The 25,755-nt window shown below is 45.1% G+C and carries 23 protein-coding genes; 12 read left to right on the forward strand and 11 right to left on the reverse strand.

What is annotated here, in order from left to right; all coding sequences use genetic code 11:
• The first annotated feature begins 28 nt into the window (after positions 1–28).
• Positions 29–1,642 carry a DUF342 domain-containing protein gene (locus BET10_RS14335; RefSeq protein WP_070986284.1) on the forward strand — a complete coding sequence of 538 codons (1,614 nt, stop codon included), beginning with the start codon at positions 29–31 and terminating at the stop codon, positions 1,640–1,642.
• A 664-nt stretch (positions 1,643–2,306) separates the two neighbouring features.
• On the opposite strand, the gene asnA is transcribed toward BET10_RS14335, so the two are convergent.
• Positions 2,307–3,305: an aspartate--ammonia ligase gene (gene asnA, locus BET10_RS14345; RefSeq protein WP_070986286.1), complete on the reverse strand. Its 999-nt coding sequence runs from the start codon at positions 3,303–3,305 to the stop codon at positions 2,307–2,309.
• Positions 3,306–3,491: 186 nt separating this feature from the next.
• On the opposite strand from asnA, the gene asnC reads away from it, so the two are divergent.
• From asnC to recG, 3 genes are read left to right on the forward strand one after another with little or no spacing between them, the layout of a single operon-like run.
• Entirely contained in the window at positions 3,492–3,950 is a 459-nt protein-coding gene (asnC, locus tag BET10_RS14350) for a transcriptional regulator AsnC (RefSeq protein ID WP_070986287.1), read from the forward strand.
• Positions 3,951–4,001: 51 nt separating this feature from the next.
• A complete protein-coding gene (gene trmH / locus BET10_RS14355; protein ID WP_070986288.1) occupies positions 4,002–4,700 on the forward strand; it encodes a tRNA (guanosine(18)-2'-O)-methyltransferase TrmH in 699 nt (232 codons plus the stop codon).
• A 12-nt stretch (positions 4,701–4,712) separates the two neighbouring features.
• A complete protein-coding gene (recG, locus tag BET10_RS14360; RefSeq protein ID WP_070986289.1) occupies positions 4,713–6,800 on the forward strand; it encodes an ATP-dependent DNA helicase RecG in 2,088 nt (695 codons plus the stop codon).
• A 57-nt stretch (positions 6,801–6,857) separates the two neighbouring features.
• Here the strand turns inward: recG and galE are convergent, their stop codons facing one another.
• Positions 6,858–7,874 (reverse strand): UDP-glucose 4-epimerase GalE, encoded by a 1,017-nt coding sequence (gene galE, locus BET10_RS14365; protein WP_070986290.1) that lies wholly within the window; start codon positions 7,872–7,874, stop codon positions 6,858–6,860.
• Positions 7,875–7,942: 68 nt separating this feature from the next.
• On the reverse strand, positions 7,943–8,806 hold the full coding sequence (locus tag BET10_RS14370; RefSeq protein ID WP_070986291.1) for a TolB-like translocation protein: 864 nt from the start codon (positions 8,804–8,806) through the stop codon (positions 7,943–7,945).
• 132 nt (positions 8,807–8,938) lie between these two features.
• Here BET10_RS14370 and BET10_RS14375 point away from each other — a divergent pair, with 132 nt between their 5' ends.
• The 3 genes from BET10_RS14375 to yjjG all read left to right on the forward strand — a co-directional run bounded on the left by BET10_RS14375 (position 8,939) and on the right by yjjG (position 11,141).
• Positions 8,939–9,838 carry a phosphoribulokinase gene (locus BET10_RS14375; RefSeq protein ID WP_070986292.1) on the forward strand — a complete coding sequence of 300 codons (900 nt, stop codon included), beginning with the start codon at positions 8,939–8,941 and terminating at the stop codon, positions 9,836–9,838.
• 66 nt (positions 9,839–9,904) lie between these two features.
• A complete protein-coding gene (gene yjjX / locus BET10_RS14380) occupies positions 9,905–10,471 on the forward strand; it encodes an inosine/xanthosine triphosphatase (RefSeq protein WP_070986293.1) in 567 nt (188 codons plus the stop codon).
• Positions 10,461–11,141: a pyrimidine 5'-nucleotidase gene (gene yjjG / locus BET10_RS14385; RefSeq protein ID WP_070986294.1), complete on the forward strand. Its 681-nt coding sequence runs from the start codon at positions 10,461–10,463 to the stop codon at positions 11,139–11,141. Before yjjX ends, yjjG begins: the two co-directional genes overlap by 11 nt.
• A 63-nt stretch (positions 11,142–11,204) precedes the next feature.
• Here yjjG and rlmB read toward each other — a convergent pair whose 3' ends face one another.
• Together rlmB and rnr are read right to left on the reverse strand one after the other, a co-directional pair.
• Positions 11,205–11,945, reverse strand: a complete 741-nt coding sequence (gene rlmB / locus BET10_RS14390) for a 23S rRNA (guanosine(2251)-2'-O)-methyltransferase RlmB (protein WP_070986295.1) — start codon at positions 11,943–11,945, stop codon at positions 11,205–11,207.
• 5 nt (positions 11,946–11,950) lie between these two features.
• A complete protein-coding gene (gene rnr, locus BET10_RS14395) occupies positions 11,951–14,431 on the reverse strand; it encodes a ribonuclease R (RefSeq protein ID WP_070986296.1) in 2,481 nt (826 codons plus the stop codon).
• 177 nt (positions 14,432–14,608) lie between these two features.
• Between rnr and BET10_RS14400 the strand changes: the two genes are divergently transcribed.
• From BET10_RS14400 to BET10_RS14410, 3 genes are all read left to right on the forward strand, one after another.
• Positions 14,609–15,505 (forward strand): DMT family transporter, encoded by an 897-nt coding sequence (locus BET10_RS14400; RefSeq protein WP_070986297.1) that lies wholly within the window; start codon positions 14,609–14,611, stop codon positions 15,503–15,505.
• Positions 15,471–16,166 (forward strand): glycerophosphodiester phosphodiesterase, encoded by a 696-nt coding sequence (locus BET10_RS14405; RefSeq protein ID WP_070986298.1) that lies wholly within the window; start codon positions 15,471–15,473, stop codon positions 16,164–16,166. Before BET10_RS14400 ends, BET10_RS14405 begins: the two co-directional genes overlap by 35 nt.
• Before the next feature lie 104 nt (positions 16,167–16,270).
• A complete protein-coding gene (locus BET10_RS14410) occupies positions 16,271–17,488 on the forward strand; it encodes a methyl-accepting chemotaxis protein (protein WP_240503704.1) in 1,218 nt (405 codons plus the stop codon).
• Between the two features lie 20 nt (positions 17,489–17,508).
• Here BET10_RS14410 and epmA read toward each other — a convergent pair whose 3' ends face one another.
• Positions 17,509–18,483 (reverse strand): elongation factor P--(R)-beta-lysine ligase, encoded by a 975-nt coding sequence (gene epmA / locus BET10_RS14415; protein WP_070986300.1) that lies wholly within the window; start codon positions 18,481–18,483, stop codon positions 17,509–17,511.
• 83 nt (positions 18,484–18,566) lie between these two features.
• The gene (gene efp, locus BET10_RS14420; protein ID WP_070986301.1) at positions 18,567–19,133 is read right to left on the reverse strand and encodes an elongation factor P; all 567 of its coding nucleotides are present in this window, start codon (positions 19,131–19,133) and stop codon (positions 18,567–18,569) included.
• A 41-nt stretch (positions 19,134–19,174) separates the two neighbouring features.
• Here efp and epmB point away from each other — a divergent pair, with 41 nt between their 5' ends.
• Positions 19,175–20,188, forward strand: coding sequence for an EF-P beta-lysylation protein EpmB (gene epmB / locus BET10_RS14425; RefSeq protein ID WP_070986302.1), 1,014 nt, complete (start codon positions 19,175–19,177; stop codon positions 20,186–20,188).
• A 21-nt stretch (positions 20,189–20,209) separates the two neighbouring features.
• Here epmB and BET10_RS14430 read toward each other — a convergent pair whose 3' ends face one another.
• Entirely contained in the window at positions 20,210–20,419 is a 210-nt protein-coding gene (locus BET10_RS14430; RefSeq protein WP_070986303.1) for a hypothetical protein, read from the reverse strand.
• 71 nt (positions 20,420–20,490) lie between these two features.
• On the opposite strand from BET10_RS14430, the gene BET10_RS14435 reads away from it, so the two are divergent.
• Positions 20,491–20,784 (forward strand): prephenate dehydrogenase, encoded by a 294-nt coding sequence (locus BET10_RS14435; RefSeq protein WP_070986304.1) that lies wholly within the window; start codon positions 20,491–20,493, stop codon positions 20,782–20,784.
• A gap of 56 nt (positions 20,785–20,840) precedes the next feature.
• Here BET10_RS14435 and BET10_RS14440 read toward each other — a convergent pair whose 3' ends face one another.
• The 3 genes from BET10_RS14440 to BET10_RS14450 form a co-directional block, all read right to left on the reverse strand.
• Positions 20,841–21,329: a DUF3016 domain-containing protein gene (locus tag BET10_RS14440; protein ID WP_070986305.1), complete on the reverse strand. Its 489-nt coding sequence runs from the start codon at positions 21,327–21,329 to the stop codon at positions 20,841–20,843.
• Between the two features lie 190 nt (positions 21,330–21,519).
• The gene (locus tag BET10_RS14445; protein ID WP_070986306.1) at positions 21,520–24,591 is read right to left on the reverse strand and encodes an efflux RND transporter permease subunit; all 3,072 of its coding nucleotides are present in this window, start codon (positions 24,589–24,591) and stop codon (positions 21,520–21,522) included.
• On the reverse strand, positions 24,588–25,655 hold the full coding sequence (locus BET10_RS14450) for an efflux RND transporter periplasmic adaptor subunit (protein WP_070986307.1): 1,068 nt from the start codon (positions 25,653–25,655) through the stop codon (positions 24,588–24,590). Before BET10_RS14450 ends, BET10_RS14445 begins: the two co-directional genes overlap by 4 nt.
• Between the last annotated feature and the right edge of the window lie 100 nt (positions 25,656–25,755).

A 25,755-nucleotide genomic window follows, 5' to 3' on the forward strand; every position in this document is an offset into this window, starting at 1 on the left:
TTGAGCCGCAAAGGTAAGGGTGATAAACGTGTTCAAATTGGCACACAACGGAAATGTCCTATTAGACGTTGCTCAACTAAATCCACCGAACGCAGCCTTCATCATTGAAGCGCTAGAACGTTCGCCTTATGCCGATTGTGAGATCGACAGGGATTCTATTGACGCTTTTTTCAAAAGCGAGTTTCCAGAGAAACAACTCGTTGTCGCTAAAAAAGTAGATGCGCAACTTACCATTGAATTGTCTGATGACAAAATGACTGCTACAGCTCACCTTGTAACCGCCAAAGGCGGTGCCATGATCAATTTAGAAAAAGCCAAAAAAGCAATTATCAACGCCGGTGTAAGCCGCGGATACAAGCAGGCTTACTTAGAAAAAATTCTCCAAAAACAATTGGAACTACCCGCAGGTTCTAATGCAAAAGGAATCATCGCACAGGGCCGCCCACCACAAGATGGGCAACCTGCTAAATTGGTCGCCCATGTAGTGACTATGAGAGAACGTTTGAAGCAGCCAAAGCTCAGAGAAGATGGCTCGGTAGATATGCGCGACTTTGGCAAATTGGCAAGTGTCGCTCCAGGTACATTACTGGTTTCCAAGCAGCCACCGACACCCGGCAAAGAGGGCTTTACTGTGGTCGGTGACAGTATTGAAGCTAAAGAGGGCGATGATTTCGAACTAACCGCAGGCGAAGGCACTGAAATTTCAGCCAGTAACCCACTTGAACTTGTAGCCAGCATTGCGGGCTGCCCTTCTGATATTCAAAATGGCATGCGTGTTGATGACGTATTTACCATCAAAGATGTGGACGTGAGAAGTGGTCATGTTGACTTTAATGGCAGTGTGATCGTTACACATACAGTTGGGCCGGGCATGAAGGTTAAAGCCAAAGGTGACATAACCGTCATGGGCTCGGTTGAATCAGGAGAACTGATTAGTGGCGGCCATATTGACGTAAAGCAAGCGGTTATTGGTCACTTGGACCATCAAAACAACGATCAAGGTTTAACCTGTTGCTTAGTTGCACAAGGTGATATTCATATCGCACACGGCCAATATAGCTATCTTGAAGCTAATAATGTGTATATTGCTAAGCAAAGTAATCATTGCACCATTAAGGCAACACAACTGGTGCAAATTGGTGCCGATGATAACCCCAGAGGTAAATTGATTGGCGGCGAAGTGCTAGATACACAAATGCTTATTGCCGGTGAGATAGGCAGTGAATCTGGCGCTAAAATGATTGTACGTCTTGCCCGCCACGGCGTAGAGCTGACCCAAGAAACTGACGAGTGCCTCAAAGCATTGAGCAAAACCAGCGCACAGTTAAATACTTTGCAGCAAACGATTGAAAAAGCGGATCTACTTAAAGACCCTGAAAAGAAAAAGCAACTTATGGCTAAAATTGGTGCCACACAAATGCACTATTGCCAAGAAGCCGAAGCCCTTGAAAAGAAAATGTCTGATATGGAGAGCCAGCTCAACGAGTTACTTGAAAACTCTAAACTCGTTGCCAATCAGGCCCTCAATCCTGGTGTTGAGATCCATATTTTTGATCGCGTATTTAAAACCACCCGCAGCTACCCACCGTGTACCGCAGCTCTGGTTGAAGGTAAGATAGAGATAGAGTTTAAAACCAGTTAGCACTTCTTATACTTATACCACCGGATAGACACCGAGCTATCCGATTGTTTTAACAAACATACAAGGTAAAATATTTAAGAAAATAAAAGTACTAACGTGTCATTGAGCGCAGCCAATCAGGGTTTTGACTTCATCTTTAAATATATCAGCCAGATAAACTGGAAAGCTGCTCCTTCGATAGAGGTCGCCGCCGTAATCCAAAACCATGCTAAGTCTTGCTCTCGCATCACATGTGCGGTTTCTAGCACAACAAAAACAACTATACACCAACACCATAGGGGCATCATCACTGATACTTGTGTGTTTTTACTTGCCATGTATCCCTACCGATAATTCAAAGACTGTACAGTGAAACCCATAAGTAGCAACAATAACTAAATGTTAGTTAGTGTGTAAATTATTTTTTAAGGACGCACAACACTTTGCCAGCATTAAAAAAAAGCGGCATCACCCGAGGATGATACCGCTTTGCGCTACTAAACAACACTCACTTAGAGTTTGTTGCTTGCGGGTGATACCTACATCTAATGGCACACCTTACCCACTTAAAACCTATTACGTTGCCAAAGTGATCTCTTCTTTTTACCTACCCACATGAGGGTGTTGAAAAAAAGCAACGCCACCTTGCGGCGACGTCGCTTTACACTCATTTTAAATCTCACCGTTAGCGCAGTACGTCACCAATTTGTGACTGTACTTCATCACTCCACACACTAACCTGTACCTGAGCAATATGTTGCTTTTGTAACAGCAACATCACTAAACGCGACTGACCAATACCACCACCAATGGTTTGTGGCATTGCCCCGCTTAGCAGCTGTTGATGCCAATCTTGTTCTAAACGACTTTCGTCTCCAGTCACTTTGAGCTGGCGTGCTAAAGCCTCAGGGCATACGCGGATACCCATTGACGAGATCTCAAAAGCATCTTCAAGCACAGGGTTCCACACCAAAATATCGCCATTCAATCCCTGATATTTATCACAGGTTTCCGTCGACCAATCGTCATAATCAGGCGCACGTACGTCGTGAATTTTGCCATCGCCCAATGCACCACCAATACCAATTAAAAACACTGCCCCATATTCTTGAGCAATCGCCTTTTCACGTTGCTTAGCGCTAAAGTCTGGGTACATCTGGCGCAATTCTTCGCTATGTACAAAGGTGATTTTCTCTGGTAAAAATGGCGTTAAACCAAACTCATCTGCCACCATTTGCTCGGTAGCTTTAATACCTTGATACAAGGTTTCTACAGTGTGTTTTAACGTAGCTAATGAACGCTCAGATTCAGCACAGATAACTTTTTCCCAGTCCCACTGGTCAACATATACTGAATGTATTGGTGAAAGTCGTTCTTCATCAGGACGCAGTGCCTTCATGTGCGTGTACAAACCTTCACCGACTGAAAAACCACAGTCCCCCAACGTCTTACGCTTCCACTTAGCCAATGAATGCACCACCTCAAATTGCGCTTGTGGTAGCGTTTTTACCTTAACCGAAACCGCCTTTTCAGTACCGCTTAAGTTGTCTTGAATGCCGTCACCCACTTTGGCCAGTATCGGGGCTTGTACTTCAATTAACCCGAACTTGCTCTCAAGCTGTTGTGAAAAAACTTGTTTAATGCGGCTGATCTGCTGCTGTGTCTGACGATATGTGCTCTGCATAATTAAGGACCTCACTCCCAGTATTCTTTGTTAATTAGTTTGCCGTGTATTTATCGGCTTAAAGCTATCGTCAACAAAAACCACACAAATTACAACAACCATCAATAAAAATAGCAAAACACTCTATTTTTCATCAAAAATAGGCGCTATATTTTAACGAAACGAAAATTACACAGCGAAATAACCATGGAAAATTATCAGATCGATAATCTCGATAAATCGATTTTGCACGCATTAATGGACAATGCGCGTACACCTTATGCTGAATTAGCAAAAAGATTTGCCGTCAGTGCGGGCACCATTCATGTACGTGTGGAGAAAATGAAACAAGCAGGCATTATTGTCGGTACCAAGGTCACTATCAGTGCCAAGAAGCTCGGTTACGATGTGTGTTGCTTTATTGGTGTAAACCTCAAACACGCACGCGATTACCCCAGTACCATTGCACAGCTACAAGAGTTTGAAGAAGTGGTAGAGGCCTACTATACAACGGGTAATTACAGTATTTTCATTAAGGTAATGGCACGCACAATCGATCACTTACAGGATGTATTAATCAATAAAATTCAAACGATTGAAGCAATACAATCCACCGAAACACTGATCTCACTACAAAACCCTATTGCCCGTGAGGTGATCCCCTAGCGATATACGGGTATAATCAGGCGCTATTTTGATTGTAATGAGCAGTAACAGATGAAAGAAACACGTTTTCATCGCGTAAAACGGGTGTTAGATAGACGCCAAACCGACCTGACAGTTTGTCTGGATGAAGTACATAAACACCATAATCTATCGGCTATTGTGCGCACCGCCGATGCCGTTGGGTGCCATCATGTACACGCGGTATGGCCGCAAGAGCAGCGTCGATTAACCAACAATACCTCAGGCGGCAGCAAAAACTGGGTGGAAACCCATATGCATGATGATATTGATACTGCCGTTGCTACCATTCGTGAACGAAACCCCGGTATTCAATTACTGGCAACAAATTTAAGTGATGAAGCGGTAGACTATCGCGAAATCGACTATACCAAGCCAACCGCGATTATTGTGGGCCAAGAACGCTTAGGGATCTCAGACAAAGCCCTAGCACATGCAGACAAACACATAGTGATCCCCATGCAAGGGATGGTGCAATCACTAAATGTCTCGGTTGCCGCCGCATTAATTTTATATGAAGCACAACGCCAACGAGATGCTGCTGGCTTATATGATCGTAATGATATGCTGGACGCCAAGACCAAACATACTTTATTGTTTGAAGGTTGCCATCCAATTATCGCTAATCGCTGTGTGGAAAAAGGTTTACCTTATCCAGATTTGGATGATGACGGTGAAATCGTTGCAGATGACGCTTTCTGGAACGCCCTTAAATTTAAAAAAGCGACTTAAACAAGGAATTGCATGTCTTCGCCAAATTTGTCTCACTACCCCATTACCGAGCTAAAAGGCGTAGGTCCTAAGGTAGCCGAACGGTTAGCGAAACTCGGTATTTTCACCGTACAAGACATGTTATTTCATTTACCGCTTCGCTATGAAGACCGTGCACGCACGTATGCCATAGCCGAGCTGATGCTGCACTCTCATGTGAGTATTGAAGCGCAAATAGAACACAGCCAAATTACTTTTGGTAAGCGTCGTATGCTTATCTGCCATGTCAACGATGGTACAGGGCGTCTTACACTGCGGTTTTTCAATTTTAATGCGTCACAAAAGAATGCCATGGCACCGGGTAAGGTGATCCGTTGTTTTGGTGAAATTCGCCGAGGTCAAGCTGGGTTAGAAATGGCCCACCCTGAGTACAGTATTCGCGACAGTCACAGCGAACTAAAAGACCCAAATTTAGCAACGCTCACAGCGGTTTATCCAACCACCGAGGGCCTAAAACAGTTGAGTATCCGCGCCATCGCAGACAAGGCTGTGGCACTATTGAATAAATATGATCTTGAGGAATACTTACCCGAGCAATATCGCCCAGCGGGGCTTAGTTTAAAAGAAGCGGTATTGACACTACACAAACCACCTCAAGACACCGACTTGTCATCTCTAGAGCTTGGTCAACACCCCGCTCAAAAACGATTGGCTTTTGAGGAGCTATTGGCGCAAAACCTAAGCTTGCTGCAATTACGGCATCGCGGCCAAGCAGTAAAAGCGGTACCTTTACCACCGAATAACATGCTCGAGCCCGAGTTTCTAGCCAATTTGCCATTTTCGCCCACCAATGCACAGCAGCGCGTAGTTGCAGAGATAAAGCAAGATTTGCAACAGCCCTACCCCATGATGCGTTTGGTGCAAGGCGATGTCGGATCAGGTAAAACCTTAGTGGCGGCGTTGGCAGCGCTGGGGGCAATTGCCAAGGGCTATCAAGTAGCGCTCATGGCGCCCACGGAGATCCTCTCCGAACAGCACAGTATCAACTTTAGTAATTGGTTTTTAAATCTGGGTATTGAAGTGGCATGGCTTGGGGGCAAGACCAAGGGCAAAGAACGCGAGCGAACCTTACAAAATATTGCCAGTGGTAAAGCGCAAATGGTGGTGGGTACACACGCTCTGTTCCAACAACAGGTAGAGTTTTTTAACCTCGCTTTAATCATCATCGATGAGCAGCATCGCTTCGGCGTACATCAACGCCTCGCACTGCGTGAAAAAGGTCAGTTCAACGACTGCTATCCGCACCAACTGGTCATGACCGCCACTCCCATTCCACGCACACTGGCCATGACCGCCTATGCGGACTTAGAAACCTCGGTGATTGACGAATTACCTCCAGGTCGTACCCCCATCACCACCGTTGCCGTTCCTGATACTCGTCGTGAGCAAGTCATTGAGCGCGTGAAAAGTGCCTGTATTGACGATAAACGTCAAGTGTACTGGGTATGTACACTGATTGATGAATCTGAAGTTCTGCAATGTCAGGCTGCAGAAGACACCGCGACTCAACTCAAAGAGCAATTACCAGCACTGACTGTTGGTCTAGTGCATGGCAGAATGAAAGCACAAGAAAAGCAAGACGTTATGATGGCCTTCAAACGTGGAAAGATTGATGTTCTGGTTGCGACAACCGTAATAGAGGTAGGGGTTGATGTACCTAACGCCAGTCTAATCATCATCGAAAACCCAGAGCGCTTAGGGCTTGCACAACTTCACCAGCTGCGTGGCCGTGTAGGTCGGGGCGCGATTGCCTCGCACTGCCTGCTGCTTTATCACGCGCCCTTGTCTGCGACCGCTCAAAAGCGCTTGGGGGTTTTGCGTGATAGCAATGATGGCTTTGTTATCGCTGAGCGAGACTTAGAAATTAGAGGTCCAGGTGAAGTGCTTGGCACCAAGCAAACCGGGCTGGCAGAGTTTAAAGTCGCCGATTTGAATCGAGACAAGGCATTATTGGAGCAAGTCAGACCCATCGCATTGCGAATAATGAAAGAGCACCCAAACAGCGTTGAGCCTTTAATTACCCGTTGGTTGGGAGCAAAAAGTGAGTTAGCAATGGCATAAAGCAAGCGATACAACTAGCTATGGTATAGATCTGCTGTATCGCTAGAAACGCTTGAATTAGTCTTGATAGCCATTAGGGTTGTTACTTTGCCAACGCCATGTATCTTGCATCATCGCGTCAATATCACGCGTTGCTTGCCAACCTAATTCCTGTTGGGCCTTTTCTGGTGCTGCATAACATGCTGCAATATCACCATCTCGACGTGGCATCAGTTTATAAGGGACTGGCTTGCCTGAGGCTTTTTCAAATGCATTGACCATCTCAAGTACCGAGTTGCCTTTGCCTGTACCTAAGTTATAGATATGAGTTCCCGCTTGAGATTCGAGCTTAGCTAGTGCTTTTAAATGGCCCAAAGCCAAGTCGACCACATGGATATAATCTCTCACCCCAGTGCCATCTACAGTATCGTAGTCATTACCAAACACACCTAACTGCTCTAACTTGCCAACTGCCACTTGAGCGATGTAAGGCAGTAGATTGTTAGGAATCCCATTAGGGTCTTCACCAATTAGCCCCGACTCATGGGCACCAACAGGGTTGAAGTAACGCAAAATAGCAAACGCCCAACGTTCATCTGATTTCGCGACATCTTGTAGCACCATCTCAACCATCAACTTAGAAGTGCCATATGGATTGGTTGTGCCACCTACAGGGAAGTCTTCTCGAATAGGTAAACTTTGTGGATCGCCGTACACCGTTGCTGATGAGCTAAACACGAGCTTAAACACACCAGCATCTCGCATCGCATCCAATAACGTCAATGTGCCTTGCACATTCACTTGATAGTATTCAATCGGTTTACGTACTGACTCACCCACGGCTTTTAAGCCAGCAAAATGGATTACTTGGCTGATGCTATAGCGAGAAAACACATCGTCAAGAAATGCCTTATCTAGGATATCCCCCTGATGAAAACTGACCGACTTTCCTGTGAGCTGAGCGATGCGCACAAGTGATTCCTGTGAAGCATTACTTAAATTATCAACAACAACAACATCTTCACCACGTTGCAATAATTCAAGTGCGGTATGTGATCCGATATACCCTGCACCACCTGTGACCAATATACTCATACAACTTCCCTTAAAACATACAAACAGCCCGTTATTTTAGAGCATTCTCAGCGGTTTTACAGGAGTAATTATGATTTATCGCACACAAATGCTAACTTACCAGCTTTATAGCTCAGGCGAGAAATATTGGTATCACAATATGCACTCAGATTGTGCCATTGCGATACGGCTTTCGGAGATGTGAAATCACGCATGTAGACACGATTTCCAATGGCGTAGGCCACCTTTTTATCATCCAGCCAAGTGTAATCTTGCACACCTTCTGGCATCACAAAATGATCGCTCACCTGTTGAGTCTTTTGTGAAAAGCTGGCAAACCATTGTTGCCCATTTTTATGATGAGTAAACGAATAGATGTTTTGTGCTTCATTGAACGCTAAAGTACGGCCGATATCCTTAGCGACTTTAGTCGGCAAATGCCCCGTCAAATCTGAATACTGGAGCGTATGTGGTTCGCCAAGTATAAACATGATGAGATCCTTCCCTTTACCCCACGCATGGTAGCCCACAGGTTCAATGTGATCGAAAATGCGCTTGGGTTGTTTGTTCTCATCAAACGGATAAAACCATAGTTTTTGCTTACCATCAGGTTCAACAACCACACTGGAAAGGCCCTCACCATGAGGGTAAAGTGTTGGTGAAAACTCCGACACCGAACTGTTTGTTAAATTACGGCTTTGCTTGCTGGCAAAGTCGTAAAAGAATAAATCTGTTTGTGGATTCTGCGTAGAGGTCACTTCCTGCGTATAATATACGCCATTCTCAGTCACCACTGGTTGGTTGTGATAGCTGTCATCTGATGTTAAGGGCGTCACTTTGATTGACCCTGCCACTTCGCTGGCTAGTAAAATCTGGCTTTTTGGCATTGCAGCGTGTGAAGTTAAAGTAACGGTTGCCAACACACAGCCGACTAGTGATAGAGATACTTTCATCATGGTCCTTGTTGTTTTTCTTTTATCATACCCAGATGCGCATTAAACCACAAAACTTGCTATTCGCGTCGCTTCGAGTAACAATCGAATTTAACCATTTTGTTAAAATTTTGAGAATGTCGAGGCGTCACTATGTCCCAAAAACACCCAATTATAGCTATTACCGGTAGTTCGGGGGCAGGTACCACAACGACTACTAACGCGATAAAACATATATTTCGAAGCTTAAGTGCCAACGCTGCATTTATTGAAGGAGACAGTTTCCATCGCTACACTCGCCCTGAAATGGATAAGCTCAAACGCGAAGCCTTGCAAGAGGGAAAACACATTAGCTACTTCGGCCAAGAAGCCAATGACTTTGCCGCATTAGAAGAACTCTTTAGTCGTTATGCTGAGCATGGTGATGGCAAGATAAGACGTTATCTTCACACCTTTGACGACGCTGTACCTTACAACCAATTGCCCGGCACTTTTACGCCTTATCAGGATCTAGAACCCAATACCGATGTCCTTTTCTATGAGGGGCTCCATGGTGGCGTTGTGACCGAAGAACATGATGTTGCCAAGCATGTGGATTTGCTCATTGGCATGGTGCCAATTATCAACCTTGAATGGATCCAGAAGCTCATTCGTGATACTAACGAGCGTGGTCACTCTAGAGAAGCGGTGATGACTTCAATTGTGCGCAGTATGGATGATTATATTAACCATATTACACCACAGTTTTCCCGCACTCATATTAACTTTCAGCGCGTCCCCACTGTTGATACTTCCAACCCTTTCAGTGCAAAGGATATTCCGTCGCTGGATGAAAGCTTTGTGGTGATCCGTTTTCGCGGGATCGACGACGTTGATTTTCCCTATTATCTGCAAATGATCGATGGTAGCTTTATGTCTCGGATGAATACGCTGGTTGTACCCGGCGGCAAAATGGGTTTGGCGATGGAGTTGGTACTAACGCCTCTTATCAAGGACTTGCTGGTCAAAAAGCGAGCATTAGAAAACATGGCCCCAGTCGACTTACCTATTTAACTTGCTTGCGCTTTTTGTGCCAATTACACTAACTCCCCCTCTTTTTGCCGCAGTAGGGAGTAAGTGATGGCACAAAGTAAAACGTTGACAGTTCTAGTAGGGTCTAAAAACCCAGTTAAAGTAAACGCCGCAAAACTCGTGATTCAGGGTTACTTCCCTGACTATCAAGTCCAGTGCTCAGGTTTGCATGCCCCCAGTGGTGTACCCGAGCAGCCTCTTGGTGAAGATGAAACACGCTTAGGCGCACAAAACCGAGTGAGTTACTTACAACAACACCACCAGGCTGACTTTTATTGTGCGATGGAAGGTGGTGCCCATCAATTCAGTTATGGACCAGCAACCTTTGCTTATGTGGTCATAGCAAACGACCAATATACCAGTGTCAATCGCAGCAGCAACCTACCGCTGCCTCAAGCTATTTATGATGCTCTTGTGGCGGGTGAAGAGTTAGGCCCTGTGATGGACCGCGTATTTAATACCACCAATATCAAACAAAAAGGTGGCGCTATTGGTTTATTAACCAATCACGTTGCAACCAGAGAAAGCACCTACACCCAAGCTTTGACACTGGCTATGGCACCTTTCTTACACCCTCATTTATACATGCAGCAAGCGATTCAAGATGAAGTATAGCCATATACTATTTGACGCCGATGAAACCTTATTTAGCTTCAATGCATTTTTAGGTTTAAAAACCCTATTTGCACAATACGGTGTTGAATTTACCGAACAAGATCACAAAGAGTATCAAGATGTTAATGCGCCGCTTTGGCTTGATTACCAAGCAGGGAGAATTAATGCAAAAACACTGCAAGTCACGCGGTTTTCAAAATGGGCTGAGCGCCTTAAAGTGCCCGCTGAGCGCTTGAATGAGGGTTTTTTAGAATCCATGGCCAGTATTTGTGAACCCCTGCCTGGTGCCCGCAATTTACTCACTCATTTAAAAGGCAAAGCAACACTTGGGATCATCACCAATGGCTTTGCCGCACTGCAAGAAAAACGTCTGGCTCACACTGGGCTGAGTGACTGCTTTGACTGCTTGGTCATCTCTGAGCTTGTGGGCACAGCCAAGCCAGACCCATATATTTTCGCCCACACACTGTCTTTGTTGGGTAATCCTGACAAAAGCAAAGTCTTGATGGTGGGTGATACGCCCAGCAGTGACATTCTCGGCGCTAATCAATTTGGTATTGATAGCTGCTGGTTGCAACACTCAGGAAAAACCTGCCCTGAAGGTGTAACACCAACCTATACAATACAGTCATTAACTGAGTTGGAAGCTATTTGGGGTACAGATCATTGATTGAACCACAGTAGAAAATAAAAAGCGCAGTAATGACTGCGCTTTTTCTCATACTGATTACTTTTAAAGCGCGCTACGCTGCCTGAGTACTTCAAACAGACAAATTCCAGTGGCAACTGATACGTTCAAGCTAGACACCGTGCCAACCATCGGAATTTTCACCAAAATATCACAATGTTCTCTTGTTAGGCGACGCATACCGTCACCTTCGGCTCCCATCACAATCGCGATAGGCCCTGTTAGGCTTGCATCAAACACACCTGTATCCGTTTCACCCGCAGTGCCCGCAACCCATACCCCTGCTTCTTTAATATCACGGAGTGTGCGCGCTAGGTTGGTCACTTGAACCAATGGTACGGTCTCTGCAGCTCCACAGGCAACTTTACGCGCTGTACCATTGAGCTTGGCCGATTTATCTTTTGGCACTATGACCGCGTGTACACCTGCTGCATCGGCACTACGTAAGCACGCGCCTAAATTATGCGGGTCAGTCACACCGTCTAGCACCAAAAAGAATGGGCTCGATTCTCTGGCAAGTATCTCGTCTAAGTCACGCTCGTTATAAGTCCGCGCAGCTTTTACATTGGCGATGATACCTTGATGCTGCTCACCATTTGCCTTGTTATCCAGCGCCTTTCTTTGCATAAACTGCACTGAAATACCAAACTTTCGAGCTTCGTTGATCACTGGGTTTAAGCGTTTATCTTCACGTCCTTTGAGCGCGTAAATTTCTAAAAAGCGCTCGGGTTCCTTCGCTAAAATTGCTTCAATTGAATGAAACCCAAAAATTAATTCGTTACTCACCTTAGTTATGCTCCAGAGCTATTCTTAGTGCGTTTTCTCGCGTTTTTACCCGGCCTTTTTGCCTTACTTTTTTTGGCTTTGGTCTTAGCCTTTCCCTTTGGCAACTCAGCCGCTGCTTTTTTCGATTTTTTGAGTTTGCCCTTTGGGGTTGTTTTCTTACCCTTCTTGGGTTTACGTTCGTCTTGTTTGTCTTGGTCAGAGCCACCCTTGCCGGGGATCTTGCCTGCTTTTAACTGCGCCCTTACGCTGCTAAATGCAGGTTTTTCTTCTGATTTTAAAGACTTACTACGGCGTCTTGCATAGCGATCGGGTAACTGCTCACCCGCCATAGCCAAGTTGATGCGCCGCTCATCCAAGCTCACCGACGCTACCACCACTTTTAATTTATCGCCTAAGCGGTATACCTGACGGCTATGCTCACCAACCAAACAGTGTTTGGCACCGTCAAAATGGAAATACTCTTGCCCCAATGTAGAGATATGGATCATGCCATCAATTTGCAAGTCATCAAGGCGTACAAACAGACCAAAAGTCGTCACCGAAGAGACCACCCCTGTAAACTCATCTCCCACGTGATCTTGCATAAACTCACATTTGAGCCAATCTGCTACTTCACGCGTCGCGTCATCTGCTCGGCGCTCCGTGGTTGAACATTGCTCACCTAACTGGTCAACTTCGTCGTTATCGTACTCATACGCGCCAGAGATACGCTGACCTTGCTTGTTCAAGATGCCTTTAATTGCTCTGTGCACAACTAAATCGGGATAGCGACGAATAGGAGACGTAAAGTGTGCGTAGGCATCCAACGCCAGTCCGTAGTGACCAATGTTATCGGGTTGGTAAACCGCCTGTTTCATTGAGCGAAGCAACATGGTTTGGATCAACTCTTGCTCTGGCCGCTCACCGAGTTGGTTCAGCGCTGCGGTCAGTTCTAACGGCGAGGGATCATTTGGCAGTAGGCTTTCAATACCTAAATCATTTAAGAACTGTCTGAAATGACTTAGCTTTTCCTGATCCGGTTCATCGTGAACACGGTACAGTGCGCAAGCTTCGTGCTTTTCAAGCAACTTGGCCGCCGATACATTGGCTAAAATCATACATTCTTCAATCAGTTTGTGGGCATCGTTACGAACTAACGGAACGATGGACTCAATTTTTCGATGAGCATTGAACACAAACCGAGTTTCTGTCGTTTCAAACTCAATTGCGCCACGGGTTTGCCTTGCCGATTTAAGTGCCATGTACATTTGCTGCAAATCGCTCAGGTGAGGCACCAAAGACGCATATTGTTCTCGCAGCTGCTCATCACCTTGTAAAATGGCATGAACCTTAGTGTAGGTCAGTCTAGCGTGAGAGTTCATCACCGCCTCATAGAAGCGATAGCCAGATAAACGCCCCGCTTCTGAGACGGTCATTTCTGCAACCATACACAAACGGTCAACTTCTGGGTTCAATGAACATAAGCCATTAGACAAAACCTTAGGTAGCATCGGGATAACTTGCTCAGGAAAGTATACCGAGTTACCACGCTCAATTGCTTCTCTATCAAGTGCACTGCCTTTAGGCACATAATGAGAAACATCTGCGATGGCAACCCATAAACGCCACCCTCCCGACTTTTTGCGCTCACAAAAAACCGCGTCATCAAAGTCCCGGGCATCTTCACCATCTATGGTCACTAACGGCAGGTCTCTTAAATCTACTCGACCCTGCTTGTCAGCGTCTTCAACTTCTTCACCATGAACAGCTACCTGAGCCAAAACTGACTCTGGCCAAATATGTGGAATATCATGGTTACGCAGCGCAACTTCGATTTCCATTCCAGGCGCCATATGCTCACCGAGTACTTCAATCACCTTACCTACTGCGTTCATTTGCCTGCTTGGGCTTTGCGTGATCTGCACTTGTACCATTTGGTTGTGTCGTGCGCCATTCTCACTGCCAGGTAGAATGATAATATCTTGGGTAATGCGTGGGTCTTCAGGAACCACGACCGACGTACCATGTTCGACAAAATAGCGCCCCACGATAGGTGTGCGCTCAGTCTCCAGTACTCGTACAATACGTGCCTCTACCTTACCACCCGAACCACGACTGGCCGCTTTTGCCAAGACAATGTCACCATGTAACACGCAGTTCATCTGGTGCTTGGCAATAAACCAATCTTTTTCTTCGCCTTCCACAGCCAAAAAGCCAAAGCCGTCACGGTGACCAATGACTCGCCCCTTCACCAAACCATCATCGGTTGGGATCACATAGCGCTTGAACTTGTTAAAGTGTAACTGCCCGTCACGCTCCATAGCACGCAGACGACGTTTAAACGCGACTTGGCGTTCATCATCCAACACGTTAAGGCTATTACAGAGTTGACTAAAGGTGGTCGCTTTGTCGGCAGTTTTAATATGCTCTAATATAAATTCGCGACTAGGTACTGGATTTTCGTATTTGTCTTGCTCTCGACGGAGATGAGGATCCTGTTTTGACATTCACTAGCTTGTTAATTGAGTTATGTTGTTATTTTAACCCAAAACCCGCTAATGAGACAGCCACTGGGTATGAAAGTTTTATTTAGCTGTGCGCAGGTCGGTTTCGCCAGATTGGTAAGCACTTTTACTTATCCACGTGATACACTGCCTGTTCATTAAAACTACACGATATTCATCATGCGCCCAGAACAAACTTCCCTTGTTTATCTTCACATCGCCGTGTTGCTATTTGGTGGTACCGCACTGTTTTCAAAGCTGATTAACCTATCTGCGTTAGATATCACCGTCTACCGCACTGCTGTAGCTTTTGTGGTATTGGCAGCACTGCTTAAGCTCAGTGGTAAACAGCTGCGCTTGGCAAGTGCTCGCGATTACCTTATCGCCGTGCTGCTAGGAATTGTTGTGGGTCTTCATTGGGTGACCTATTTTGCTGGCATGCAAATGGCGGGCATTGCCACGGGGATCATTGCGTTTTTTACTTACCCTGTGATCACCGTGTTTTTGGAGCCCTTGTTCACCAAACAGCGCATAAAAAGCAAAGATATTTTCAGTGCACTCATCGTACTATTTGGCATCTATTTACTTATTCCTGAAGCCAGCATAGGTAATCAAGTCACCTTGGGGATCATCACAGGGGTGTTTTCTGGTGCCCTGTTTGCGACACGTAACCTACTGCAAAAGCGTTTTTTCGCCACGTATAGCGGTCCGCATACCATGTTTTATCAAACCCTCACTGCCTGTGTGATGCTTGCCGCTTTTGTGGAAGTAGAGCCCAGCGCACTGCCGAGTCAAGATGTGTACTACATCTTATTAGCAGGGGCTGTGTTTACCGCCATCCCACACGCATTGTTTGCCAGTAGCCTAAAACACTTATCCGCCACAACTGCTGGATTAATTTCTTGCTTACAGCCCTTGTATGGGACGCTATTGGCCTTTATGCTGTTGGCAGAAAAACCAACAATTATGACCTTGCTCGGCGGGCTGCTAGTGATAAGCGCAGCGTGTTTTGAGACTTGGTCTATCACGAGGAAAAAGCCACATGCTAGTATTCGCGCATCGGGGTGCCAGCGGTAATTACCCCGAAAATACTCTCAGTGCTATTCGTGCCGCTTTGCAAGCCGATGTCGATGGCATTGAACTTGATGTGCAAAGTTGTGCCAACGATTACGCTATCGTGCATGATACCTGGCTCGATAGAACCACCAACGGTATTGGTAAAGTAAATCAAACCAGCTTGCAAGAAATCCAGCTGCTGGATGCCGGCAATGGTGAACATATTCCTTGTTTGCAGCAAGTGTTTGATGTGATTGGTCAGCAAACCATGATCAATCTTGAGCTTAAACACACGTTTGGTTTAGATCAGTTCGTTGCTTGTATAGAGCAGAATGTACAACAAGGCATTATCAAACGAGATCAGCTATTGGTTTCATCATTCGACCACCATCAACTTGTTTGGCTTAAGCAAAACATGCCTTGGGTAAAAATTGGCGCACTCACAGCGTCTATCCCGCTAAATTATGCCGAGTTTGCACAACGGCTGCATGCCTACAGCATCCACATGGACAAAAACTTCATCAACCACCAATTCGTAGATGATGCAAAACAACGAGGGTTAAAGGTTTTTGCCTACACGGTCGATAAGCAGCAAGACATCGAAGATATGCGCGCGTTGGGCGTGGATGGTATTTTTAGTAACTTTCCTTGCTACGCAAAAATGATTTTATCGCGTTCTTAGCATATATTATTGATTAAAGAAGTATTTGTGTTTTACCCACTTGCGAGCGTTGAGAGATGACCAAGTGCTCTCAATAGAATAAACATGGATATAAAGAGCAAACAATGAGTCTATACATGCGCTTATATAATCAAATTGAACAAAGCTTTTTCTACACCCTATCACGAAAGATCTTTGGCAACTTAAGTTTCGTCTTTGCCTTTCAAATCATCACCTTGATTTGGCTTTACAATGAGCTTGATAGCAACAATAGTAGCTTAGGTTTATTTTGGTTAATGGCGCTGGGCGCTGTGGGTGGCTTTATATTTACACTTTTTTATATGCGCTTTTTGATTGTCCGCCCTGTCAGGGCAATGCGCGATAGCCTACAGCAAGCAAACCGACAAGATGGTAATCTCAATGCCACGTTACCTAAATTCACCTATGATGAATTCAGAGAATTAAGCGATCAATACAACACCTTTACCCAACATCTACGTGAGTTACTGGAAAAAACCTATGAAGGTGCGCAAAGTGCCGCCACCAGCAACTATCAAGTCACTCATTCTATGGGACAAACCGCAGAGTTTGGTGAGCAGCAAATTAACATGAGTGACTCTATCATCGCTGCCAGTGACCAAGTGACCCATAGCCTACAAAGCATTGTTGCCAATACCGATCAGGTATATCAGGCCAACACCGAAAGCCTACAGTTTGTGAGAAACTCCTCACAGGCGCTGGCCACGTTGGTCGATGAAGTAAAACAAATAACCGTGTTGCTGGGTAATTTTTCAAACACGGTATCTGGATTGAAAGAAAACAGCGAGAATATTCGCAGCATACTTAAAATGGTTGAAGAGTTTTCTGACCAAACCAACCTGTTAGCTTTAAATGCAGCGATAGAAGCTGCCCGCGCCGGCGAAGCAGGCCGTGGTTTTGCTGTGGTTGCCGATGAAGTACGCAGTCTATCGGTTAAAGTGAATGATGCGACTAGGCAGATCAGTGACTTTATAAATCAAATGAATAATTTAGTGAGTGAGACTAATCGTGAGTCAGAGCAGTTGATCAGCCACTCACAATCAGCAGAACAAGCCATTAGCGAGACCTCCAAAGGCTTCGCTGATATGAGTCATGATTTTGAACGCAATCAGGCACAGCTTGAACAAATAGCCAGTGCTGTTCATCAGCTAGAGTCAACTCAAGCCCATACCCATGAAACTGTTCAACAAATTGTCGCGCTGGCTCAGCAAGCAAAAACACAAATTGACTCTGCGCTTAGCGATTGCCAACGCGCACAGCAACTCACCGAAACCACACAAAAAGAACTACAACGATTTGTTTGATGTGGATTTGCTGTTGGCTGCTAGGCGCGTCCAACAGCAAACGAGATAACCTCATCAATTCGGTTCTTATCCAACGCCAGCATGATTAATCTATCCACGCCTAGTGCCACACCAGAACAGGCTGGTAAACCGTGCTTTAACGCCTCAATAAAGTGCTTATCAATGGCCACCTCGGGCAGTCCCATTTGTGCGCGCAGCTGGTTATCCTGCTCAAAACGATGTGCCTGTTCGTTGGCGTCCGTCAGCTCATTAAAGCCATTTGCCAGCTCCATCCCTCGATAATACAATTCAAACCGCCCAGCTACACGCGGGTCTTGCGCGTTGAGCTGAGCCAATGCCGCTTGTGAGGCTGGAAAATGATATACAAAACACGGTGCATCAATACCAATTTTTGGCTCAATTTGCATACAAAACAACAACTGCAACAAGGTATCTGGGTTTGTTTCTATCGCAGCAATATCTGCATAGCCGTGTTCACTAGCACACTGCTTTAACTCATCCAAAGATGCACTTAGTGGGTCTATTCCCAACACGTCCATAAAGGCTTGCTGGTACGTCATACGTGTACATGGTTGGCATTTTAGTACCAGCTGCATCAGCTGCTCTATTTCATCCATTAAATCAAACTCATCAAAGCCTGGGCGATACCATTCTAGCATGGTAAATTCTGGGTTATGGTGACGGCCTGATTCTTCATTGCGAAATGCCTTGGCAAGCTGGTATATCGGGCCGCTGCCAGAGGCGAGCAATCGTTTCATCGCAAACTCGGGGGAGGTTTGTAGATATAGGTCCTGCCCTTGATGATTACCTGGCCCAACAAAGTGAGTTTTAAAGCTGACTAAATGCACGTCAGTCACACTGGCACCACACATACTGGGCGTTTCTACTTCCATCACCTCGCGCTGTGCAAAAAATCTTCTAATGGAGGCCAATATCTTAGCACGCTGTTTTAAGGTTGATATATCGGCACTAGGTGCCCAAAGTTGCTCTGGCATTACACTCTCTCACTAACCAAAAATCCCAGCAATAGCTGGGATTTTTATGCCTGTTTGTCTGAATTCAGACAAGTAATCTAGTATTACTTCACACGGCTTACGTATTCACCGGTACGTGTATCAACACGGATAACTTCACCGATCTGTACAAACAATGGTACTCGTACCACGGCACCTGTTACTAGTGTTGCAGGTTTGCCACCAGTACCAGCCGTATCACCTTTTAGGCCCGGATCCGTTTCAGTGATCTCAAGCTCAACAAAGTTAGGGGGTGTTACCGCAATAGGGTTGCCGTTCCATAACGTTATGGTACATACATCGTTTTCTACTAGCCATTTTACGTTATCGCCCACTGCTTTCTCATCAGCGGCGATTTGCTCAAATGTCTCATTGTTCATGAAATGCCAGAACTCACCATCTGTGTACAGGTAAGCAAGATCGGTATCCATTACGTCTGCGCCTTCAACCGAATCGCCAGACTTAAAAGTTTTCTCTAACACTTTACCTGAGATCAACTTACGGATCTTAACACGGTTAAACGCCTGACCTTTACCAGGTTTAACCATTTCATTTTCCAAGATGGCACAAGGTTCGCCATCTAACATAATTTTTAAGCCGCCCTTGAACTCGTTGGTGCTATAATTCGCCATCGTATCCTCTAATCATCTTTTATCGAGTAATAAACCTGCTAATGATACAAACAAATGAAGTAAATTTGCATAGTAACTGGCAAAAAGAATTGGCAAATGTAGTAACTTGCCCACAAACCTTACTCAATATGTTGGGTTTAGAGTCGCATTTTGACACAAAAGACCTCGAAGCGAGACGTTTATTTCCTGTTCGTGTTCCCCTGCCGTTTATTAAAAAAATGCGTTATGGCGATGCCAATGACCCTTTGCTGTTACAAGTCTTGCCCTTGCATCAAGAGTTTTTGGCTAAAGCAGGGTTTAATAAAGACCCTCTACAAGAGCAGCAAAGCGCACAGCCTGGGCTGTTACACAAATACCGTTCACGTATCTTACTGATGCTAAAAACAGGTTGTGCGGTAAATTGTCGCTACTGTTTTCGTCGTCACTTTCCTTATCAGGAAAACCAACTGAATAAGCGCTCTTTGCTTGAAGTTGTCGAATATGTAAAACAACATCCACAGATCAATGAAGTCATCTTAAGTGGCGGAGACCCACTGATGGCCAAAGATGATGCCATAACCTGGTTGCTCGACCAGCTTGAACCACTCAAACAGCTCAAGCGTTTACGGATCCACAGCCGTTTACCCGTTGTGTTACCATCACGTATTACCGATACGCTGTGTGAACGTTTGGCAGCCAGTCGCCTTAAGGTTATTTTGGTGAATCATATTAATCATGCGAATGAAATTGACGAAACGTTTAGCCAAGCAATGCAAATGCTCAAGCGCGCCAATGTGACTTTGCTCAATCAAGCCGTGTTATTAAAAGGCATAAACGATACATCAGCGGCGCAAATTGCCCTAAGTGAAGCATTATTTGAGGCGGATATCTTGCCCTATTATTTGCATTTGCTTGATAAAGTGGAAGGTGCCAGTCATTTTGATGTGCAAGAAAGCCATGCCAAAAGTATTATGGCTCAGATGTTAGAAGCATTACCTGGATTTTTGGTACCGAAGTTGGTGAGAGAAATCGGTGGCAAAACAAGTAAGACACCGATTGATTTACAGCTTGATTAACAAGTAAGAATAACGCAAGCGTTAAACGTACACGTTAATATTATTACCTAAAGTTGCTGTGGTTGATTTTGCGGGACTTTGCGCAGCTGCGCTAGACCCAGCGGCTTCAATCAAAGCAAGTGCTGCTCTCCCGTCTGCTTGCTGTTGCTTTTTAGCTAAAGAAGCGCTGTAAACCTCGCCACTTGAGCCTGCACCAGACATCACAGGCAGGTTATTTCCGGAAATATTCATAAGCGTTACCTGACTTTTTAGATGAATCCAAGTAGACTATCGGCCTTTTTAACAATAACTTTAGGAAAAATATGCAAACTATCATTGAAAAATTGAATGAAAACCTAAAAGTTGTTTATCGTCAATCACTTGATGCTGATAAAAAATTAGACGAATTACAGCGCCAAGGTCATGGCAAATTTAAAGCCCTATTTACCGAAGACGCCGGCTTTACCTTTGAAGCAAAGCGCTTTAAACCTTACGTGTTAGACGTAGCTGCTGACGTTGAAGCCCTATCTAAAGCAGAGCATATTGACGAGCAGAAATTGGCTTTTGTGGTTAAAAAGTTACAGCACTTACTACAACTGCTAGCGACCTTTAAATAATCAGCTTTCTGATTTAAGACAAAAGGAGCGCGCTACAATGAGCGCGCAACCACACTTTATTCCGATTCGATAGCCGACATAATGGTTTCTGAAAACCATTCGCTGAGTAGACGTTTCTCATGATAGAAACTTTCCTCATGGCCGATTCTCGCTCGGTCCATGAAGCTCATATCTTTAAGGTTCACATCAGAGTCCGCTAACAGCTTCATCCCCTTGCCATCTACCAAACTGTAACTGATATCAAGGCGGGGAAAATAGATAGGTTTTACAATACGTAAATCATCTGCGTTAAAACGCACGTCCCCTGCTAAATCAATATCATCAAAAGTGACTTCTAACTTGTAGCCTTCGGGTAGTTGCTCCGCTAGCTTAGTTATATGCTTTTCAAGTTGAGAAGCAATCCTTTTATGATAGCTGCCTCTAGCTTCGTTAGAAGGTTTTACATCGCGATAATCTTTAAAGTCTTTGAATGTAACTTGCGCCTCTCCAGCATGAACCGCAAAGGTACTGAAGATGCCCACAGTTATTGCTACTAACTTATTCATAGTTAAATCTCCTCAAGTCCTCATTACTATTTTTAAGTAATTTAGCTGAATTCATGCTGACCTGTCTTTTAGGTTTACGCTCTTTTACACTAATTTGCAGCAAACCTCAGTGTATTTACAATGCGCTTATTTATAAATAGCGTCCACATCTATTTCCAGATAACAAACAGTTATTAGTGCATCCTTTTATTTATGCTGACGCTTTTTGTTCCGACACAGAAAACAATAACGCATATAACACGGGCACAACCCCCAACGTTAACATTGTTGAAAACAGCAACCCGCCCATGATACTCAGCGCCATGGGTTCCCACATTTCACCGCCGCCTAGATAAAGCGGTAATAACCCCAACACCGTCGTTGCTGTCGTTAATAAAATTGGTCGCATCCTAGCCTGAGAAGCCATAATAATCGCCCCCACCGGATCGTCAGGGCTACTGTCGAGTTCTGTTTTTATTTTCTCCAATAAGACAATGGCGTTGTTAATCACAATACCAGCCAGCGAAATGACACCTAACAGTGTCATGAAGCCAAAGAATGATTGACCAATGAATAATCCAGCAACCACACCAATAAACCCTAGCGGAATGGTGACTAACACCAACAAAGACTTACGGATTGAGTTAAATTGTGCCACCAGCAAAAGAACAATGATCAACACCGCTATCGGTAGCTTCTCTGCGATAGATTGATTGGCTTTACCAGATGATTCCGCTTCCCCGCCCAGTTCGTAGGTATAGCCAAACGGCCAGTTTTTTTGTTGCTCATTTAGCCAAGGCGTTAACTGTGCAAATCCTTCGTTGGCGGTAATACCTTGGATTTGAGCACCCAGTACGATGGACTTGACTCTATCACGACGGAAAATTTGCGCACTTTCCCATACCACTTTAACATCCGCAACCTGCTGTAAAGGAACTGAATTGCCAGAAGCTTGCGAGTACACAGCCATAGCCTTTAGCTTGGCAATGTCCTGTCTGTCAGCCGCAACAGAGCGTAAAATCACTGGAATGGTATCTTCTTTTTCTCGGTACTGAGTCAGCTCCAAACCACTGAGCCCTGTTTGCAAAGAGGTCGCAATATCTTCACTTGATACCCCAGCACGACGTGCTCTTGTTTGGTCGATATTGATCTCTAGTTTTTTAATGGGCAAGCCCCAGTCATCACTGACCGACTTCAGTCCCGGCGTTTGCTGCATTTTGGCTTTTATCTGCTGAGCAATATCCATCAACTTTGCCTTGTCCTCCCCCATGACGCGAATTTCCACAGGGTTTTCAATCGCAGCACCATTTTCAATCTTACGTTGTTTAAGTAATAAATCTGGATGATTCTCAAAGCCATAGCGTTCAACCTTGGCCATGAGGTCATCAATCAACTTATACGACGTCACAGAAACTATCATCAACGCGTAATTAGTGCTGTTTGGTTCTGGGTTATGACTGAGTAAAAACCTTGGCCCACCATTGCCAATGTAGCTCACCCATTTGGTCACTCCCTCTGGACGCTGCTCATTAACCTGCAACTCATCTTCTAAAAATTTGTCTAGGTCTTTTACCAGTGCCGCTGTACTTTCTAAACGTGTTCCTACAGGCAGCTCTAATTCGATTTTAAAATAGGCACGATCCGAGGGCGGAAAAAACAACTTAGGTATAAACTGCAAAGCCTGAATCGCTATAACCAGCAGCAAAACACTTGCTCCCACCGTGAGCCAGCGGTGTTTCATCAAACTCGTTAAGATGGCGCGATAACTTTTGTACCAGCGACTGTTAAATGTCTCTTGTTGCTGCGCCTTCACTTTTACAAATTTCACACACAGCATAGGGATCATCGTCAATGCAAGTAGCCATGAGCACAGCAAGGTAATTGTCACCACTTTAAATAAAGATGCGGTGTACTCCCCCGTCGCCGACTCAGCCAAAAAAATCGGCAAAAATGCGGCCCCAGTGGTGAGTGATGAAACTAGCAGTGGGATCTTTAGCTCTTGCGCAGAGTCAACCGCGGCGTCGATTGCACGCCGCCCTTGCTCCATTTGTACCATGATGTTTTCTGACATAACGATACCGTTGTCTACCAACATCCCTAAGGCGATGATAAGCGCCGCCAAAGAAATCTGATCGATACTGATATCAAAAAAAGACATCACCAATATGCCAAATACCATACTCATTGGTATTAAACTGGCAACCACACACCCCGTACGCAGGCCCAACGTAAATAACATCACCACTGTTACTACCAAAATGGCCTGTACAAGGTTGGACACAAAGTCATTGACCTTTTTTTCCACTTCCTGTGGTAAAAAAGACAGCAGCTTAAACTCCACGCCGATTGGGTAAACACCTTCCAAACGCCTAATGCTCTGTCTAACCTGCTTACCCAACTCCAGATTATTACCGCCTTTGCGCATCGAAATGCCTATCGTCAACCCTCGCTCACTCTCGACTCTCACTTTCGGCTGAGGCGGTTCAATATGATCTCGATAAATTTTAGCGATATCAGAGAGTAAAATAACTTGTTCACTACCAGGGATATTTATGATGGTATTGGCAATTTCTGACACCGACTCAAAGTTACCGCTAGGCTCGACCACCAGCGTTTCGTCGTTCACATATAAAGTGCCACCTGGGTTGACGATATTGCGGGCTCTGAGTTGCTCTTTTAGGTTTGCGGCAGAGAGCTCTAATGCTGCCAAGCGACTATTTTCAAATTCAATGAATACGCGCTGCTCTTGGGTGCCGTAGATTTCAACTTTTGCCGCTTCAGGAAGGCGCAAGAAAGTGTCACGTACTTGTTCTGCCACATCTTGCATCTCACGATAGCTGTAGCCTTCGGCTGTCAGCCCAATCACAATCCCAAACACGTCGCCAAACTCATCATTGACTATGGGCGTTTGGCTGCCGTTTGGTAAATCACCTTCAATACTTTGGATCTTGCGCCGCAGATTATCCCAAATCGGGCGCATATCTTTGTAACTTTCTTTGATGTTAACACTGACTATAGACACGCCAGTTTTGGAGGTACTCTTTACAAAGTCTAGTTCGGGGATTTGTTGAACCACCTTTTCAATCTGATCGGTGACCAACTCTTCTACACGCTGTGGGCTGGCACCAGGAAAGTAGGTAACCACTTGCGCGGTGCGAATAATAAATCCAGGATCATAATCTTTTGGCATTTTATTAAATGCCAAGATGCCAAACACCAGCATAGAAGCAAAAATAACCCATGCGGTGCGATCGTTCTCAAGCGCTAAACGAGTAATATTCACGGCTCGCCTCCACCAAACTTAACCATTTGACCATCATTTACCTTGCTCATACCTGCCGATACCACTTGTTCACCAGGTGATAAACCACTGATGATTTGAAATCCGTATTTGGTCATCTCGCCCAGTGTTACGGTGGTTTTGTTGATTTTGCCTTTGCCATCTCCCACGCTTTCAACGGTCCAAACATAGTTACCGACATCATCTTTTAGCACGGTGTTAATGGGAAGATAGATAGCTTGCTGATCGGCCGATACTTCACTGGCGAAAACTCTGGCGGTCATACCCGGTAAAATGTTGTACCCTGAGGGCGGACTCATGGCGAGCGTCACTTCATAGGTATTGGTCACCTCGTTGGCTTTGGTACTGACCTCCACAAAGGTCAGTGGGAAACGCGCATTTTCAATCGCTGAAAACTCAGCATAAATTTGTTTGGGTACATCTTTTGACACCGTGATCATCATGCTTTCAGGTATATTCACTTTTATATTGACGGTTTTTATGTCTTGCAGTGTTGCGATTGGCTGCTTGGCTTGAACTTCTTCAAACTGCTCGATGTGTGTACGTGCCACAACACCGCTGAACGATGCATGCAACGTGGTGTATTCTAGATTGTTTTTGGCGGTTGCCAGTTTGTTTTTTGCGCTGGCGTATTGTAGTTTGAGCTGGTCGTAATCAGACTGAGAAATGGTGCCGGTTTTAAGTAGCTTTTCTGCGCGATTGAAATCAGCACTGGCTTTATCAAACGATGCTTGCGCCTCATCAAAAGCCAGTTTATAGCTGGTGTCATCCAATACCGCGATGACATCGCCTTTGTTCACTTCTTGCCCTTGTTTAACGAGTAATTTCGTCACCTCCCCCGATACCTTAAACGACAACTCAGCGGTATTCGCCGCATCAACCACACCAGGAAATTCTTGGACGGGCCCCGCATGAAACAGGCCCACTGTGAGTGTTCTAACAGGGCGTAGCTGTGTTGTTTGATCACTTTCTTGTTCTTTTGGACTACACGCGAGCAGTAAACAACACCCATATAACATCAAGCACTTCTTAACAAGTCCCATCATAAGCTCCTAGAAGATGTGGCGAGTAACGCCAGTTTTTAAACGCAAAGTTAGCTTAATAATAGACCAGATAAGCCAAAGCACTTCAAACGTAGGTAATTAA

The sequence above is a fragment of the Pseudoalteromonas amylolytica genome, assembly GCF_001854605.1.
GTDB classification, from domain to species: domain Bacteria; phylum Pseudomonadota; class Gammaproteobacteria; order Enterobacterales; family Alteromonadaceae; genus Pseudoalteromonas; species Pseudoalteromonas amylolytica.

What these genes read in the sequence shown, in the direction of transcription:
- asnA (WP_070986286.1), bottom strand. Translation starts at nt 3,305, where the DNA reads ATGCAGAGCACATATCGTCAGACACAGCAGCAGATCAGCCGCATTAAA.
- asnC (WP_070986287.1), top strand. Translation starts at nt 3,492, where the DNA reads ATGGAAAATTATCAGATCGATAATCTCGATAAATCGATTTTGCACGCA.
- trmH (WP_070986288.1), top strand. Translation starts at nt 4,002, where the DNA reads ATGAAAGAAACACGTTTTCATCGCGTAAAACGGGTGTTAGATAGACGC.
- recG (WP_070986289.1), top strand. Translation starts at nt 4,713, where the DNA reads ATGTCTTCGCCAAATTTGTCTCACTACCCCATTACCGAGCTAAAAGGC.
- galE (WP_070986290.1), bottom strand. Translation starts at nt 7,874, where the DNA reads ATGAGTATATTGGTCACAGGTGGTGCAGGGTATATCGGATCACATACC.
- BET10_RS14370 (WP_070986291.1), bottom strand. Translation starts at nt 8,806, where the DNA reads ATGAAAGTATCTCTATCACTAGTCGGCTGTGTGTTGGCAACCGTTACT.
- BET10_RS14375 (WP_070986292.1), top strand. Translation starts at nt 8,939, where the DNA reads ATGTCCCAAAAACACCCAATTATAGCTATTACCGGTAGTTCGGGGGCA.
- yjjX (WP_070986293.1), top strand. Translation starts at nt 9,905, where the DNA reads ATGGCACAAAGTAAAACGTTGACAGTTCTAGTAGGGTCTAAAAACCCA.
- yjjG (WP_070986294.1), top strand. Translation starts at nt 10,461, where the DNA reads ATGAAGTATAGCCATATACTATTTGACGCCGATGAAACCTTATTTAGC.
- rnr (WP_070986296.1), bottom strand. Translation starts at nt 14,431, where the DNA reads ATGTCAAAACAGGATCCTCATCTCCGTCGAGAGCAAGACAAATACGAA.
- BET10_RS14400 (WP_070986297.1), top strand. Translation starts at nt 14,609, where the DNA reads ATGCGCCCAGAACAAACTTCCCTTGTTTATCTTCACATCGCCGTGTTG.
- BET10_RS14405 (WP_070986298.1), top strand. Translation starts at nt 15,471, where the DNA reads ATGCTAGTATTCGCGCATCGGGGTGCCAGCGGTAATTACCCCGAAAAT.
- BET10_RS14410 (WP_240503704.1), top strand. Translation starts at nt 16,271, where the DNA reads ATGAGTCTATACATGCGCTTATATAATCAAATTGAACAAAGCTTTTTC.
- epmA (WP_070986300.1), bottom strand. Translation starts at nt 18,483, where the DNA reads ATGCCAGAGCAACTTTGGGCACCTAGTGCCGATATATCAACCTTAAAA.
- efp (WP_070986301.1), bottom strand. Translation starts at nt 19,133, where the DNA reads ATGGCGAATTATAGCACCAACGAGTTCAAGGGCGGCTTAAAAATTATG.
- epmB (WP_070986302.1), top strand. Translation starts at nt 19,175, where the DNA reads ATGATACAAACAAATGAAGTAAATTTGCATAGTAACTGGCAAAAAGAA.
- BET10_RS14430 (WP_070986303.1), bottom strand. Translation starts at nt 20,419, where the DNA reads ATGAATATTTCCGGAAATAACCTGCCTGTGATGTCTGGTGCAGGCTCA.
- BET10_RS14435 (WP_070986304.1), top strand. Translation starts at nt 20,491, where the DNA reads ATGCAAACTATCATTGAAAAATTGAATGAAAACCTAAAAGTTGTTTAT.
- BET10_RS14440 (WP_070986305.1), bottom strand. Translation starts at nt 21,329, where the DNA reads ATGAATAAGTTAGTAGCAATAACTGTGGGCATCTTCAGTACCTTTGCG.
- BET10_RS14450 (WP_070986307.1), bottom strand. Translation starts at nt 25,655, where the DNA reads ATGATGGGACTTGTTAAGAAGTGCTTGATGTTATATGGGTGTTGTTTA.